Source organism: Aeromicrobium panaciterrae, assembly GCF_031457275.1.
GTDB lineage: Bacteria > Actinomycetota > Actinomycetes > Propionibacteriales > Nocardioidaceae > Aeromicrobium > Aeromicrobium panaciterrae_A.
This window is the reverse complement of sequence record NZ_JAVDWH010000001.1, coordinates 2039791-2054472: the sequence shown is the minus strand read 5'-3', so window position 1 is coordinate 2054472 and position 14682 is coordinate 2039791. Positions and strand designations below refer to the sequence as shown.

Annotated in this window: 16 protein-coding genes; 13 read left to right on the top strand and 3 right to left on the bottom strand. The window is 64.6% G+C overall.

All coding sequences use genetic code 11. The annotated features are described in order from the left end of the window. Positions 1 to 5 precede the first annotated feature (5 nt). Positions 6 to 1388 carry a dihydrolipoyl dehydrogenase gene (lpdA, locus tag J2X11_RS10475; RefSeq protein WP_309970443.1) on the bottom strand — a complete coding sequence of 461 codons (1383 nt, stop codon included), beginning with the start codon at positions 1386 to 1388 and terminating at the stop codon, positions 6 to 8. 107 nt (positions 1389 to 1495) lie between these two features. On the opposite strand from lpdA, the gene J2X11_RS10470 reads away from it, so the two are divergent. Then, positions 1496 to 2065: a hypothetical protein gene (locus J2X11_RS10470; protein ID WP_309970440.1), complete on the top strand. Its 570-nt coding sequence runs from the start codon at positions 1496 to 1498 to the stop codon at positions 2063 to 2065. After that, a complete protein-coding gene (locus tag J2X11_RS10465; RefSeq protein ID WP_309970437.1) occupies positions 2065 to 2406 on the top strand; it encodes an iron chaperone in 342 nt (113 codons plus the stop codon). Before J2X11_RS10470 ends, J2X11_RS10465 begins: the two co-directional genes overlap by 1 nt. Positions 2407 to 2408: 2 nt before the next feature. Here the strand turns inward: J2X11_RS10465 and J2X11_RS10460 are convergent, their stop codons facing one another. Beyond that, positions 2409 to 3863: a leucyl aminopeptidase gene (locus J2X11_RS10460; RefSeq protein WP_309970434.1), complete on the bottom strand. Its 1455-nt coding sequence runs from the start codon at positions 3861 to 3863 to the stop codon at positions 2409 to 2411. 38 nt (positions 3864 to 3901) lie between these two features. Here J2X11_RS10460 and gcvT point away from each other — a divergent pair, with 38 nt between their 5' ends. Both gcvT and J2X11_RS10450 read left to right on the top strand, forming a co-directional pair. Continuing rightward, a complete protein-coding gene (gene gcvT / locus J2X11_RS10455; RefSeq protein WP_309970432.1) occupies positions 3902 to 5002 on the top strand; it encodes a glycine cleavage system aminomethyltransferase GcvT in 1101 nt (366 codons plus the stop codon). A 2-nt stretch (positions 5003 to 5004) separates the two neighbouring features. Then, positions 5005 to 5202, top strand: a complete 198-nt coding sequence (locus J2X11_RS10450) for a hypothetical protein (RefSeq protein ID WP_309970429.1) — start codon at positions 5005 to 5007, stop codon at positions 5200 to 5202. 97 nt (positions 5203 to 5299) lie between these two features. Here the strand turns inward: J2X11_RS10450 and J2X11_RS10445 are convergent, their stop codons facing one another. Next, positions 5300 to 5857: a DUF3043 domain-containing protein gene (locus J2X11_RS10445; protein ID WP_309970426.1), complete on the bottom strand. Its 558-nt coding sequence runs from the start codon at positions 5855 to 5857 to the stop codon at positions 5300 to 5302. Between the two features lie 31 nt (positions 5858 to 5888). On the opposite strand from J2X11_RS10445, the gene J2X11_RS10440 reads away from it, so the two are divergent. From J2X11_RS10440 to ctaD, 9 genes are all read left to right on the top strand, one after another. After that, positions 5889 to 6599, top strand: coding sequence for a PspA/IM30 family protein (locus J2X11_RS10440; RefSeq protein WP_309970423.1), 711 nt, complete (start codon positions 5889 to 5891; stop codon positions 6597 to 6599). A gap of 3 nt (positions 6600 to 6602) precedes the next feature. After that, the gene (gene htpX / locus J2X11_RS10435; protein WP_309970420.1) at positions 6603 to 7499 is read left to right on the top strand and encodes a zinc metalloprotease HtpX; all 897 of its coding nucleotides are present in this window, start codon (positions 6603 to 6605) and stop codon (positions 7497 to 7499) included. Continuing rightward, on the top strand, positions 7499 to 8065 hold the full coding sequence (gene pspAB, locus J2X11_RS10430; RefSeq protein ID WP_309970415.1) for a PspA-associated protein PspAB: 567 nt from the start codon (positions 7499 to 7501) through the stop codon (positions 8063 to 8065). Before htpX ends, pspAB begins: the two co-directional genes overlap by 1 nt. 29 nt (positions 8066 to 8094) lie before the next feature. Next, positions 8095 to 9366 carry an aspartate aminotransferase type Ic gene (locus tag J2X11_RS10425; protein ID WP_309970412.1) on the top strand — a complete coding sequence of 424 codons (1272 nt, stop codon included), beginning with the start codon at positions 8095 to 8097 and terminating at the stop codon, positions 9364 to 9366. Between the two features lie 7 nt (positions 9367 to 9373). Then, positions 9374 to 10489, top strand: coding sequence for a glycerate kinase family protein (locus tag J2X11_RS10420; RefSeq protein WP_309970410.1), 1116 nt, complete (start codon positions 9374 to 9376; stop codon positions 10487 to 10489). Between the two features lie 78 nt (positions 10490 to 10567). Then, positions 10568 to 10936 carry a HesB/IscA family protein gene (locus tag J2X11_RS10415; protein ID WP_309970407.1) on the top strand — a complete coding sequence of 123 codons (369 nt, stop codon included), beginning with the start codon at positions 10568 to 10570 and terminating at the stop codon, positions 10934 to 10936. A 65-nt stretch (positions 10937 to 11001) separates the two neighbouring features. Continuing rightward, the gene (locus J2X11_RS10410; protein ID WP_309970404.1) at positions 11002 to 11985 is read left to right on the top strand and encodes a carbohydrate kinase family protein; all 984 of its coding nucleotides are present in this window, start codon (positions 11002 to 11004) and stop codon (positions 11983 to 11985) included. A gap of 121 nt (positions 11986 to 12106) precedes the next feature. Then, complete coding sequence (ctaC, locus tag J2X11_RS10405; protein ID WP_309972345.1) at positions 12107 to 12925, top strand: aa3-type cytochrome oxidase subunit II; 819 nt, start codon at positions 12107 to 12109, stop codon at positions 12923 to 12925. Next, the gene (ctaD, locus tag J2X11_RS10400; protein ID WP_309970402.1) at positions 12925 to 14682 is read left to right on the top strand and encodes an aa3-type cytochrome oxidase subunit I; all 1758 of its coding nucleotides are present in this window, start codon (positions 12925 to 12927) and stop codon (positions 14680 to 14682) included. Before ctaC ends, ctaD begins: the two co-directional genes overlap by 1 nt.

The window sequence follows — 14682 nt, the reverse complement described above, 5'->3', positions numbered from 1 at the left end:
CCGGGTCAGGCGTGTGAGTGTAGGGGTTTGCCGGCCAGGGCCAGTGCGGCCTCGCCGAGCGCTTCGTTCTGCGTCGGGTGTGCGTGGATGAACTGTGCAACGTCTTCCGGGTACGCCTCCCAGTTGACCATGAGCGAAGCTTCACCGACCTGCTCGCCGTAGCGGGCGCCGATCATGTGTACGCCGACGATCGGGCCGTCCTTTTCGCGCACGAGCTTGACGCTGCCCGCGGTGCCGATGATCTGCGATTTGCCGTTGCCGCCCAGGTTGTAGTCCTGGATCTCGACCTTGTCGTCGCCGTACTTCTCGCGTGCCTGCGGCTCGGTGAGTCCGACGGACGCGATCTCGGGATCGCAGTAGGTCACGCGCGGGATGCCCGAGTCGATGACGGGCTGGGGCTTGAGACCGGCGATCTCCTCGGCCACAAAGATGCCGTGCGCGAAGCCGCGGTGGGCGAGCTGGAGGCCGGGGACGAGGTCACCGACAGCGAAGACGCCGTCGACGTTGGTTGCGAGGCGTTCGTTGGTGGGCACCCAGCCACGATCGACCGTGATGCCGGCCTCTTCGTAGCCCATACCGGCTGAGTTGGGTCCGCGACCGACTGCGACGAGGACCAAGTCAGTCTCGATCGTGGTGCCGTCCTCGAGGGAAACGGTCACGCCGCTGTCGGTCTGCTCGACGCCGGTGAACTTCACGCCGGTCTTGAAGTTGATCTTGCGCTTGCGGAACGCGCGCTCAAGCTGCTTCGACAGCGACGGATCCTCGAGCGGGATCAACGTCGGCAGGCCTTCGATGATCGTGACGTCGGCACCGAAGGACTTCCACACGGATGCGAACTCGACGCCGATGACGCTGCCGCCGATGATGACGACCTTTTCGGGCACTTCGGTCATCGTCAGGGCTTCGGAGCTCGTGATGACGCGGCCGCCGATCTCCACTCCGAGCGTGCGGGACACCGAACCGGTGGCAAGCACGAGGTTGGTGCCGGTGTACTGCTGGCCAGCGACCTCAACGGTCTTGGGGCCGACGAGCTTGCCGTCACCCTCGACGACGGTGATGCCGCCTGACTTGATGAGGCCCTGCAGACCCTTGTAGAGGCGATCGATCACGCCGTCCTTGTAGGCGTTGACGCCTGGCATGTCGATGCCTTCGAACGTCGACTTGACGCCGTAGTGCGAGCCTTCGCGCGCTCCATCAGCGATTTCCGCCGCGTGCAGCAAGGCCTTGGTCGGGATGCAGCCCGTATGCAGGCAGGTTCCGCCCAGCTTGCCCTTCTCGATCAGCGCGACCGTCTTGCCGAGCTGCACGGCACGCAGAGCGCACGCATAGCCGCCGCTTCCGCCGCCGAGAATCACGATGTCGAAGTTGTTGCCGGCGCCGTCCGCCACGGTGTCCTCCCAAGGGAATTCTCTTTCATCATCATCTTGTCACTCGACCCGAACCACGTGCCACCGGGGTGAGCTCCGGATGCTGAGCCATCGGGCACAATTGCGCCATGGGAATTTTCCGTGGGCGCAAGACCCGGACCGATGGTGGCGCTGTGATCTCGGATCGCAACGCCAGCAAGTCCGACCTTGACGCACTGCGAGAGTTCGCGGAGTCCCGCAAAGGTGTTGAGGGCTACATCGAGCCCAAGACGTCGGTAACTCAGACGACGCTGCTGCTCGTCGCGGCAGATGGCGAGTCGCTCCGTCGCAGGGTCAGCTCTGCGCAGGCGGCTGCCGACTTCGCCCGCAAGAAGCTCGGAATCCCTGTTTACGACGCCAATCTGGTTGGCATCCCGTCGCGCAAGCGCGACTACGACCTCCGCAAAGCCAAGGGCGCCCCTGCCGCAAAGCCGTCGACACCGGCCCCGGCGAAGCAGACTCCCAAGGAACTCGCCGCGATCATGACTCTTGAGTCGATCGCGGGCGTTGACCCGCTGCCCAACAACCCGTCATTCGACGAGCTGATGGTCGTCTATCGCAAGGCACGCAAGCAGGCGCATCCCGATCGTCTCGATGGCGAACGTGCGAAGTGGGACAAGGTCGAGGAAGCAGCACGCGCTCTCGGACTTCCCGACTGATGAGCTTCCAGACGGTCGACGACTACATCGCTTCCTACAGTCCGGAGATTCAGGCGATCCTCCACGAGGTGCGTTCGACCATCAAGTCCGCCGTGCCTGAGTCCGGCGAGACAATCCGCTACCAAATGCCGTGCGCGACGATCGGCGACGACTACCTGATCCACTACGCGGCTTGGTCCAAGCACATCGGGCTCTACCCTGTGCCGGTCTTCGAATCGGATCTCGAGGCGGAGGTCGCGCCGCTGCGTTCAGCCAAGGACACGGTCCAGCTGATGTACGTCGATCCGCTACCGACTGACCTACTCACGCGGATCGTGCAACTCATCGCCTCTCGGCGCTAGGCCTACTTGCTCGACAGGTCCAAGGCGAGCTTGACGAGCGTACGAACGCCCGTGCCCGTGCCGCCGACAGGTGTGTAGTCGAAGGGCGAACCTTCGTTGAACGACGGTCCGGCGATGTCGAGGTGTGCCCAGGGGATCTCGCCCACGAACTCGCGCAGGAATGCCGCGGCGAAGAGAGTGCCGCCGTATGGCTTGGGGTTGTGCTGGCGCAGATCGGCGATCTTCGACGAGGTGACGAGTGCCTTCATCTCCTCAGCGATCGGGAGGGGCCACATCGACTCACCCGCATCCTTGGCGTTGGCCAGGACGCGCTTGCCGAAGTCGTAATCGTTACCGAGCACGCCGCTCGTACGCTCACCGAGCGCGACGACGCAGGCGCCGGTCAGCGTTGCGACGTCGACGATGTGATCGGGCTTGGCCTCGGCGGCAAGTGCCAGACCGTCGCCGAGCACGAGCCGTCCTTCGGCGTCGGTGTTGAGGACTTCAACCGTGCTGCCGTTGCGCATCGTGAGCACGTCTCCGGGACGGGTGGCGGAACCACTCGGCATGTTCTCGGCCAAGCAAGCAAACGTGGTGACCTTGATCGGCAGTCCAAGCTTGGCGATCGCAACGGTGGCCGCGACAACGGCGGCGGCACCTGCCATGTCGAGCTTCATGGTCGACATACCGGTTCCGGACTTGATCGAAAGTCCGCCCGAGTCGAACGTGATGCCCTTGCCGACCAGCGCCAAGTGGGCGACGGCGTTCTCGGGCGCGTATGTCAGCGTCACGAGGCGTGGAGGGCTGTCCGAGCCCTGGCCGACGCCGAGGATTCCGCCGCAGCGTTCCTTGGCGAGGCGCTTCTCGTCCCAGACCGACACGCGGACGGCCGTGCCGGCGTGAGCTGTGATGGCTTCGGCGAACGCGCTGGGTCGCAGATCCGCAGGAGGCGTGTTGACCCAGTCGCGCGCGACGTTGACCGCTTCGCTGACGGTCGCTGCGCGCTCGACGGCCTTCGTCGCGGTCGTCTGGCGGGCGAACGCGCTCAGGATCGTCGCGGTGGTGAGCTTCCGCTCAGGCTTCTTGGCGCCCTTGCCCTTCTTCTTGGACTTGTAGGCGTCGTACTTGTACGCGCCGAGCGTGATGCCTTCGGCGATTGCCTCAACCTCGTCGACACCGGCGGGATGAAGTGCGACGGCGATGCTGGTCGCGTTCTTGGCGGCGCGGACACCTCGGGCGGCCGCGCGTCGGAGATCTTCTGCGTTGGGCTCGTCGGGAAGTGCGACGGCAACCACGAGGTCAGCCTTCGCCTTGCCATTCGACGGGAATGCCACGACCTGGTCCTTCTCGCCAGTGAACCCGAGGACGTCTAGCGCTGCCGCGAACTCCTCGCGGTCCTCGTCGCCGCGGATCCCGAGGATCAAGGCGTCGGCGCGGGCTGTGATCGGCTTGGCTGTGCTGAGGCTGACGGTAGGCATGTCGTCACTGTATCCACGGCTCCTCTAGGTTTGCGTTCATGGATCTGCTGCACTCGCCCCTTCACGATCGTCACGTCGCCCTCGGCGCCAAGCTCGCGGAGTTCGGAGGCTGGGACATGCCGCTCGAATACGCCGGCGGTGGAGTGCTTGCGGAGCACAAGGCCGTACGCGAGGCCGTTGGCCTGTTCGACGTCAGCCACCTCGGCAAGGCGCTCGTTCGTGGCACCGGCGCAGCGGCGTACGTCAACAGTTGCTTCACCAACGATCTTGACCGCATTGCGCCGGGCAAGGCCCAGTACACGCTCTGCTGTGACGAAGACGGCGGCACCGTCGACGACCTCATCGCGTATCTCCGCAGCGACTTCGAGGTGTTCCTCATCCCCAACGCCGCCAACACGGCAGCCGTCGTTGCCAAGCTCCAGGCCGAGGCGCCCGACGGAATCGAGGTCACGGACCTGCATCGTGACTACGCGGTCCTGGCGATCCAGGGAACGCTGAGTGATGAGGTGCTCCAGGCTCTCGACCTGCCCGTCGATCACGAGTACATGTCGTTCGCTGACGCCACCATCGCCGGCAAGGACATCACCGTCTGCCGCACCGGCTACACCGGCGAACGCGGCTACGAGCTGGTCGTACCGGCCGACGACGCTGTCGCCGTGTGGGACGCCGTCATCGCAGCGGGGGAGCCGTACGGCATCCGCGCCTGCGGCCTCGGTGCGCGCGACACCTTGCGTACGGAGATGGGATACCCGCTCCACGGCCACGAGTTGTCCGCTGAGATCAGCCCCGTGATGGCTCGCGCCGGATGGGCTGTCGGCTGGAAGAAGCCGACGTTCTGGGGCAAGGACGCTTTGCAGCGCCAGCGTGACGAGAAGACCGTACGCACGCTGCGCGGACTTCTCGCTCAAGGTCGCGGCATCCCGCGCCCCGGTATGACGGTGCTCGCCGACGGGGGAGCAGAGCTCGGCGAGATCACGTCGGGAACGTTCTCACCGACGCTGCGTCAGGGCATTGCTCTTGCCCTGCTTGAGCCGTCGGTCGAGGATGGCGCCACGGTCACCGTCGACGTCCGGGGACGTTCCGAACTCTTCACGGTGACCAAGCCACCGTTCGTGCAGCCGTCAACCAAGGAGAGCTGACCATGGCCTGGACCTGGACCCTCGAGACCGCAGCAGGAGACGTCATCCGCCGGTCCGAGGACTTCGAAAGTCGCGGAGATGCCGAGTCGTGGATCGGCGAAGCCTTCGGCGATCTGGTCACCGACGGTGTCGATCAAGCGCGACTGTTCGAGGGTGAGAACGAGATCTACGGCCCGATGTCACTCCACGCTGATGAGTGAGGCCGAGCGAGCTCTGCGAGCGAGCGTCTCGCCAGGTTGAGCGAGCCGCGGCGCAGCCGCCAGGACGGTCGAAACCAGGTGAGCTGAGCACCCAGCGTCAGTAGCGCGCCTTCATGGGGTCGCCGTGCTTGAGCTGAGGCTTGGGCAAGCGCATACGGCGTAGCTGCATGCTGCGCAGGATCGCGTACGCGACCGTGCCCTTGGTCTCGTCGGGCTCGAACCGCGCCTTGAGCTCCCTGCGGAGCTTGCGTGACAGGACGATGACATCGACGACCACGCCGATGATGACCAGCGGATAAACCAGCGTCGTCGCGTAGTTGGTCCACTCGGGGTGTCCCGAGGCTCCCGCGATGAACAGGAACACGAGGATCAGGAACAGGAACGGGATCAGCAGTTCGCCGATGTTGCGACGGCGATCGACGAAGTCGCGGGCGAAACCACGTACGGGTCCGCGTTCACGTGCCGGGAGGTATCGCTCGTCGCCGGTCTTCATGGCATCGCGCTGCTTGATGCGCAGTTCCTCGCGGGCCGCACGCTCACGCTTCGCCTGATCCTTGCGCGAAACAGGGGTCTTCAGACGCGCCTTGCGGGCCGCTTCTGCCTCTTTGCGACTCGGTGTTGCGCGCCCTTTGCCGGCCTCAGTCTCGTCTACCACCCGCGACACGCTACCCCGTAGGCTGAGTGACATGAGCATCGGTTCGCGGTTGTCCAGGATGTTTAGGGCGTGGCGTTTCAGGGGCAACGACCTCGAGGACCTCAAGGACAAGCTGGACGAGACCTACCGCACCCAGGCGACGCTGTTGCAGCAGGTACGCCGTGCGGTCGCGGATGTCGCGACGAGCCGCAAACGTGTCGAGCTCCAGCTCGCAGCGCTCAATCAGCAGATGTCACAACTCGACGATCAGGCCCGTCAGGCCGTCGGTCAGGGCAACGACGACGAGGCTCGGCGCATCTTGGCTCGCAAAGTTTCGCTTGAGAAGGCGGCGGCCGAGCTCTCGGAGCGCCACGCAGACCTCAAGGCCGAGGAGGACAAGCTCCACGACTCGGCAATGAAGATGGAGCAGGACGTCGAAGACTTCCGCGCCCGCAAGGACACGCTCGCGGCCCGCCACACCGCCGCCAGCGCACAGGCCGGCATGAACGACGCGAGCAAGGGCATCACATCAGCCGCCGGAGATGTCGGGCAGGCGATGGAAGCAGCCGAGCGCCGTACGCGCGAGCTCGAGGCTGCAGCAGACGCAGTCGACGAACTCGTACGCGAGGGACTCATCAACAAGCCAGGCGAGAGTGCAAACGCCGCGGCATCCCGTCGCTTCGATGCCGCTCTCGACAGCCCAGAGGTCAGCCGCCAGATGGACGAACTGACAGATGGCAACACGACCGACGGAGCGAAATAAGTCGTGGCACGTACGCGCTTCCGCAGTGACCGCGGTCTGACCCTGCGGATGGGAGGTGTCGGGCTGGGCCTGGGCGCGCTCTACGTCGCATTCGGCGCACTCCTCATCACCCAGACGGGCTTCGCTCTCGGCCTGATCATCACCCTCGGCATGGCGTGGGGCCAGTGGTTCTTCTCCGACACCCTCGCGCTCAAATCGATGGGAGCCAAGGAAGTCTCGCCCGAGCAGGCGCCCGAACTGCACGCCATGATCGACCGACTCTGCTCGCTCGCCGACATGCCGAAGCCCAAGGTCGCAGTCTCGGTCACCGACATGCCCAACGCCTTCGCTGCGGGCCGTACTCCCAAGCACTCAGCCGTCTGCGTGACGACGGGAATCATGCAGCGACTCGATGCCGACGAGCTCGAAGGCGTCCTCGCCCACGAGCTCGCCCACATTGCCAACCGTGACGTCTCGGTCATGACGGTCGCATCGTCACTCGGACTTCTGGCCGGCTTCATCACTCGCTGGGGCATGTATTTCGGCGGTGGTCGCAACCGAAACAGCAACGGGGGAGGCGTGCCGTTCCTCGTGGTCCTGGCGGTCAGCCTCGTCGTCTATTTCGTGAGCTTCTTGCTGACCCGCGCGCTCTCGCGCTATCGCGAGCTCAGCGCCGACCGTTCGGGCGCCTATCTGACTGGCCGGCCGTCGACGTTGTCGTCGGCGCTGGTCAAGATCTCCGGCGAGATGGCGCGAATCCCCAACAAGGACCTGCGCGAAGGCTCAGCGATCAGCGCGTTCTTCTTCGCGCCCGCGATCAACCGTGAGTCGATCGGCGCGCTCATGTCGACGCACCCGCCGCTGCAACAGCGCCTGGACAACCTCGCCAAGATCGGCGCCGAGCTGTCGGAGAAGGGCTGATGGGCTTCTTCGACTCGCTCCTCGGGCGCAGCAAACCCCCCGAGGCCGACCTCAATGCGCTGTTTGCCGTGCCGCAGGCAGCGCTCTCGCTTGGTACCGAGGGATTCACACCGACCGGCGTAGGCGGTGTTTGCTATCGCCCGACCGAGGGAGGTGCGTTCAGCGACACCGAGGCGCAGATCAAGCAGCTCGTGGCGACCGGCGGTGGGCCGGCGATCGAGGGCACGACAGACCGTTTCGGGTTCCGATGGCTCACGGTCACACGTACGGATGCAGACGTCTCAGGTCTCGTGACCGACCTCCACGCGATCAACTCCTCGCTCGCGGATGCAGGCTTCGGCTCGGCGCTGCTGTGTTCGACCGTCGTGTTCACTGCTCCGACCAAGAAGCCGATGGCTCTCGTCTATCTCTACAAGCGCGGCACCTTCTATCCCTTTGCTCCCGAGACCGATGAGCGTCGAGACAACTCGCTCGAGCTGCAGGTACGCGGACTCATCGCAAACGATGTCGCCGTCGAGCCCGACTTGTCGCGCTGGCTCGCGATCTGGGGCGCTCCCGGGCTTTGACCGTTCGGGTCCCGCGATAGGTTGGGACCGTGCCATTTTCGACCCTGTCCCGTGACCAGATCCAAGAGCTTCTCGTCGAGCAGTCGGCCAAGTATGTCGAGCTCCAGGAAGCCCAGCTCAAGCTCGACCTGACGCGTGGGAAGCCCTCGCCTGAGCAGCTCGATCTCTCCAATGAGCTTCTCTCGTTGCCGGGTGGCGACTTCAAGGACGCCGCTGGCACGGACACCCGCAACTACGGCGGATTGACCGGTCTCACGGGACTGCGCGAGATCTTCGCCGAGATCATGCAGGTGCCGGTCGACCAGGTCATCTGCGGAGACAACGCCAGCCTCGCGCTGATGCACGACACACTCGTGTTCTCGCTGCTGCAGGGCACCGTCGACTCGCCCAAGCCATGGGCCAAGGAAGACGCGATCAAGTTCATCTGCCCGGTTCCGGGCTATGACCGTCACTTCGCTCTCTGCGAGGAGTACGGCATCGAAATGCTGCCGGTCGCTCTCAACGACGACGGTCCTGACATGGAAGCCGTACGCGAGTTCGTCAACGACCCAGCGGTCAAGGGCATGTGGCTCGTCCCGACGTACGGCAACCCCAGCGGATCCGTCATCAGCGAGGCCATCGCTGCAGAACTCGCGGCGATGGAAACCGCAGCGCCTGACTTCCGAATCATGTGGGACAACGCGTACGCGGTTCACCACCTCACGGAACAGCAGACCAAGACGGCCGACATCCTCGGGCTGTGCGCTGCCTCGGGCCACCCCAACCGCCCGATGATCTATGCGTCGACGTCAAAGATCACGTTCGCCGGATCCGGAATCCCGTTCATGGGCGGCTCGGCCGACAACATCGCGTGGTTCCTCAAGCACCTCGCGAAGCGGACGATCGGTCCTGACAAGGTCAACCAGTTGCGTCACCTTCGCTACCTCCAGGACGTCGACGGCGTTCACGCCCTGATGGACAAGCACCGTGCGATCTTGGCGCCGAAGTTCTCGAAGGTCGTCGAAATCCTTGAGTCGCGCCTCGGTGGCCATGACGTGGCGACCTGGACAGACCCCAAGGGCGGCTACTTCGTCAGCCTGGACACGTCTGACGGCCTCGCCTCGCGAGTGGTGAAGCTTGCCAAGGATGCAGGCATTGCCATGACGCCTGCTGGTGCCGCGTTCCCGTACGGAGACGACCCGCGCGACCGCAACATCCGCATCGCGCCGTCGTTCCCTGGAATGGCCGAGCTCGAGCAGGCAATCGACGGGCTCGCCACGTGCGTGCTGGTGGCTGCCGCGGAGCAAGCATTGGCGAACTGACCGCCGCATGCGTGTCCTGATCGCTCCCGATGCCTTCGCGGGCACACTCTCTGCTCCCGAAGCAGCGCGCGCGATCGCGGAGGGCTGGCAGCGGTACGCCGTCGACGACGTCGTCACGCTGGCACCGATGGCTGATGGCGGACCCGGATTCGTGGACGTGCTGAACACGGCACTCGACGGCGAGCTCGACTCGGTCGTCGTGAGGGGACCGCTTAGTGACGACGTGCCAGTGACTGTGCTCCACGTCGGCGACACCGCGTACGTCGAGAGTGCGCAGGCGTGCGGACTGCATCTCGTCGATTCGCCGGATGCCCTGCGCTCGTCGACGTACGGCGTGGGGCAAGCGATCGCGGCTGCTGTCGATCGAGGTGCTCGCAAGGTCGTCATTGGACTCGGCGGAAGTGCCACAAATGACGGGGGAGCAGGCATGCTCGCCGCCCTCGGCGCAACGGCTGACAAGCAGCTCGATGCCGGACCCGAGGGGCTCGACGGAATCGCCGCTGCAGATCTCGGGCCAGCCCGTGCGCGGCTCGATGGAGTCGAAGTCGTGATCGCTGCCGACGTCGATGTCTCGTTGCTCGGCATGTTCGGTGCCACTAAGACGTTCGGCCCACAGAAGGGGTTGTCGGAGCCCGACATCATCCGCGTCGACGGAATCCTCGATCAGTGGGTCGTCGCGACCTGCGGCTCGACTCCGGCCGAGCGCCGGCCCGCAGACGCCAAGGGTGCGGGAGCGGCTGGTGGTCTCGGGTTCGCGCTGATGCTGCTCGGCGGCAACGTTGTGTCGGGCATTGACCTCGTCACTGACGCGGTTGGGCTGACCGAGCTGGCCAAGACCCACGACCTCGTCGTGACGGGCGAGGGCACGTATGACTTCTCGTCGCGCTCCGGCAAGGCGGTCTATGGTGTCGCGACTGTCGCAGCGGCAGCGGCTCGGCCCTGCATCGTGTTGGCCGGGCAGGTCAGCGTCGCGTCACGAGAGATGCGCGCCATGGGCGTGGAGTCCGCGTACGCGGTCGCCGACCTGGTGGGCGTCGAGGCCGCGATGGGTGTGCCATCCGACTCACTGGCGACACTTGCTGAGCGTGTCGCCCGGACGTGGTCGCCACGTCGTCAGGATTGAACGCGTAGGATGGAATGTATTCAGCACGGAGCACGTTGCACACCGTGACGAGTCCAGACCAGAATTTTGGGAGTACGCATGACGATCGAGACTGAGCAGTCCACCGTCGAGACCACGCCGAGCACCGAGGTCACCCTCAGCGCCGGCGCAGCCGAGAAGGTCGGGAGCCTGCTGGCGCAAGAAGGTCGTGACGACCTCGCGCTCCGTATCGCTGTCCAGCCCGGCGGATGCTCCGGCCTGCGCTACCAGCTCTTCTTCGACGAGCGTTCGCTCGATGGCGACCAGATCTTCGAGTTCGGCGGCGTCAACGTCGTCGTCGACCGCATGAGCCTTCCCTACCTCGGCGGCGCGACGATCGACTTCGTCGACACCATCGAGAAGCAGGGATTCACGATCGACAACCCCATGGCGACCGGTTCGTGCGCCTGCGGCGACTCGTTCCACTAGTCACTGAGAGTTACCTCATACGACGGCCTTCCGCATAGCGGGAGGCCGTTGTCTATTCTTTACGGGTGCACCTCGCTATCGCCGGCTCTGTCGCGGCTGACCATCTGCAGACCTTCGCGGGACGGTTCTCCGACTCGCTCGTTCCCGACCAACTCGACAAGCTGTCGGTGTCGTTCCTCGTTGAGGACCTCGACATCCGCCGCGGGGGGTGTGCCGCCAACATCGCGTTCGCTCTCGGGCGCCTTGGGCACCGAGCCACGCTGGTGGCTGCGGTGGGTCGTGACTTCGGCGAGCAGGGATACCAGGCGTGGCTCGAGGACGCCGGTGTCGACTGCAGCCGCGTGCACGTCTCGCCCACGCTGCACACAGCCCTGTGCACCATCACCACAGACGACGCGCACGCCCAGATCGTCACGTTCTACCCGGGCGCGATGTCCGAGGCCCGTCAGATCGACGTAGCGGCGCTGCACGCCGAGCAGGCGATCGATCTCCTGCTGATCGGCCCAGACGACCCACAGGGCATGCAGCAGCACACCGCCACGGCTCGCTCGCTCGGGATCCCGTTCGCTGCCGACCCGTCGCAGCAGTTGGCGTGGGCCGACGGAGAGCTCATCCGCGACCTCGTGGAGGGCGCGACCTACTTGTTCACCAACGACTACGAGGCTGCACTCATCTCGCAGAAGACCGGCTGGTCAGCTGACGAGGTGCGCTCCGCCGTCGAGACCCAGATCATCACGCGCGGCAAGGACGGCGTCACGGTCTTCCCCAAGGGCGGCGACCCAATCGAAGTCCCGGCCATCAGCGGCGTCGTTGCGGTCGACCCCACCGGTGTTGGTGACAGCTTCCGGGCCGGATTCCTCGCTGGAATCGCAGCAGGGCTCGGCTTCGAGCGCTCTGCCCAGATCGGTTGCACGATCGCGGCGAGCGTCGTGGAGACCACCGGCACTCAGGAGTACATCCTCGAGCGCGAAGGCTTCCTCAAGCGGCTCGGTTCGACGTACGGCGAGCAGGCGCAGGCCGAGGTCGACGCCGCCCTCTCTCTTGCGTAACTCACCCGTCCGACACGCCCTTACAGGTGAGGTTGACCTCAGCGTCCCGGCACGCTCACGCTGGGCTAAGGTTCTTGATGTCGGAGACAGTCATGGTTCAGAAAGGCGCCCCGTGGGTCGTATGAAGTTGGCGATTCTCGCCTTTGCCGTGGTGACCTTGAGCGCATGTTCGCCCAAGGGCAAGACAGACCTCGAACGCCTGGGCCTACCGGTTGCCGGTAGCGACCGGTCGCAGCCGATGTGGGAGCTCTGGCTCGGCGGATGGATCGCCGTTCTGGTCGTATTTGTGCTGGTCTTCGGCCTGATCGTCTACGCGATGATCCGTTACCGCCGACGCAGCGACGACGAGGTTCCGGTCCAGATCCGCTACAACCTTCCGATCGAGGCGCTCTACACATTCGCGCCCGTCATCATCGTCGCGGTGTTCTTCTTCCACACGGTCACCTCGCAGAACGAGATGCTCGAGAAGGTCAAGAACCCCGATCACACGGTTGAGGTTGTCGGCAGCAAGTGGCAGTGGGGCTTCAATTACCTCGAAGAGAGCGCCGTCGCAGGCGATTCCGTTTTCGAGCAGGGCACACCCGAGGACCCGACCGAGCTGTGGCTCCCGGTCGACGAGTCTGTGCGTTTCGACCTCAAGTCGCCTGACGTCATCCACTCGTTCTGGGTTCCCGAGTTCTACTTCAAGCTCGACGTCGTTCCCGGTCGCGTCAACTCATTCGACATGACGCCGACCCGCGAGGGTGTCTTCACCGGCCGCTGCGCTGAGCTCTGCGGTCTCTACCACTCACGCATGATCTTCAAGGTGCACGTCGTATCGCGCGCTGAGTACGACGCCCACCTCAACGAGCTCAAGGACGCCGGCGACATCGGCCGCCCCGTGGGTGCCAAAGAAGCCGACACCATTGCCGGTCTGAATGAAGACGGAGAAGAGGGCTGATGGCCGACGCAACGGCAACCGCCGCATTCGACGACGGCTCCGATCGCGCCGCTATTCGCGAGCGCACTCTGGGCCAGAAGGTCGTCACAGTTCTGACGACCACCGATCACAAGGTGATCGGCAACATGTACCTCGTCACCTCGTTCGCGTTCTTCATCTTCGGCGGAATCCTCGCCCTGATGATCCGCGCCGAGCTAGCCCAGCCGGGCAGCCAGTACATCGACGACGAGGTCTACAACCAGCTCTTCACGATGCACGGCACGATCATGCTGCTGCTGTTCGCGACGCCACTGTTCTTCGGTTTCGGCAACGCGATCATGCCTCTGCAGATCGGTGCGCCCGACGTGGCGTTCCCGCGCCTCAACATGTTCAGCTACTGGCTCTACCTGTTCGGCGGTCTGATCACGGTCTCCGGCTTCATCGCCCCTGGTGGCGCGGCAAGTTTCGGCTGGTTCGCGTATGCGCCGCTGAGCGATGCGGTGAACTCTCCGGGCGTCGGTGGTGACCTCTGGATCATGGGTCTGTGGATGGCTGGCCTTGGAACAATTCTTGGTGCCGTCAACTTCGTGACCACGATCTTCACCATGCGCGCACCCGGTATGACGATGTTCCGCATGCCGATCTTCGTGTGGAACACGTTGGTCACCAGCATGCTCGTGCTGATCGCGTTCCCGATCTTCGCCGCGGCGCTTCTGTCGCTCGAGGCAGACCGACAGCTCGGTGCCCACGTGTTCGACGCCGCCAACGGTGGCCCGATCCTCTGGCAGCACCTGTTCTGGTTCTTCGGTCACCCCGAGGTCTACATCATTGCTCTGCCGTTCTTCGGCATCATCACGGAGATCCTGCCGGTGTTCAGCCGCAAGCCGATCTTCGGTTACATCGGCCTCGTTGGCGCGACCCTCATGATCGCGGCCCTGTCCGTGGCGGTGTGGGCTCACCACATGTTCGTCACCGGCGCGGTTGACCTGGCGTTCTTCTCCTTTATGACGTTCCTGATCGCGGTGCCAACCGGCGTGAAGTTCTTCAACTGGATCGGCACGCTATGGGGGGGATCTCTGTCCTTCGACACCCCGCTGATCTTCGCGCTCGGCTTCCTCGTGACGTTCCTCTTCGGTGGTCTGACCGGCATCATCCTGGCCGCACCGACGCTCGACTTCCCGATCTCAGACAGCTACTTCGTTGTGGCGCACTTCCACTACGTGGTCTTCGGCACCGTGGTGTTCGCGATGTTCGCAGGCTTCTACTACTGGTGGCCCAAGCTCACCGGTCGGATGCTCGACGAGAAGCTCGGCAAGATCCACTTCTGGCTGCTGTTCCTGGGCTTCCACATGACGTTCCTCGTCCAGCACTGGCTGGGTGTTGAGGGCATGCCCCGTCGCTACGCGGACTACTCGCCGACCGATGGGTTCACCACGCTCAACGAGATCTCCTCGATCGGTGCGTTCTTGCTGGGAGCCTCGACGCTCCCGTTCTTCTACAACGTGTGGAAGTCGCGCAAGAGCCCCAAGGTCAACCTCGACGATCCGTGGGGCTGGGGCCGCTCGCTGGAGTGGGCAACGTCTTCGCCTCCGCCGCGCCACAACTTCGTATCGCTGCCGCGCATTCGTTCTGACAGCCCGGCATTCGACCTTCACCATCCCGAGATCGCCGCTCTGGAGCTCGCTCACAACCCGGGGGAGACCTCCGGGCTGGCAGATGCTCCAGATGTCGACGGCAAGGGCGAAGCCATTTCCGACGCCAAGAAGAAGGGCCACTGA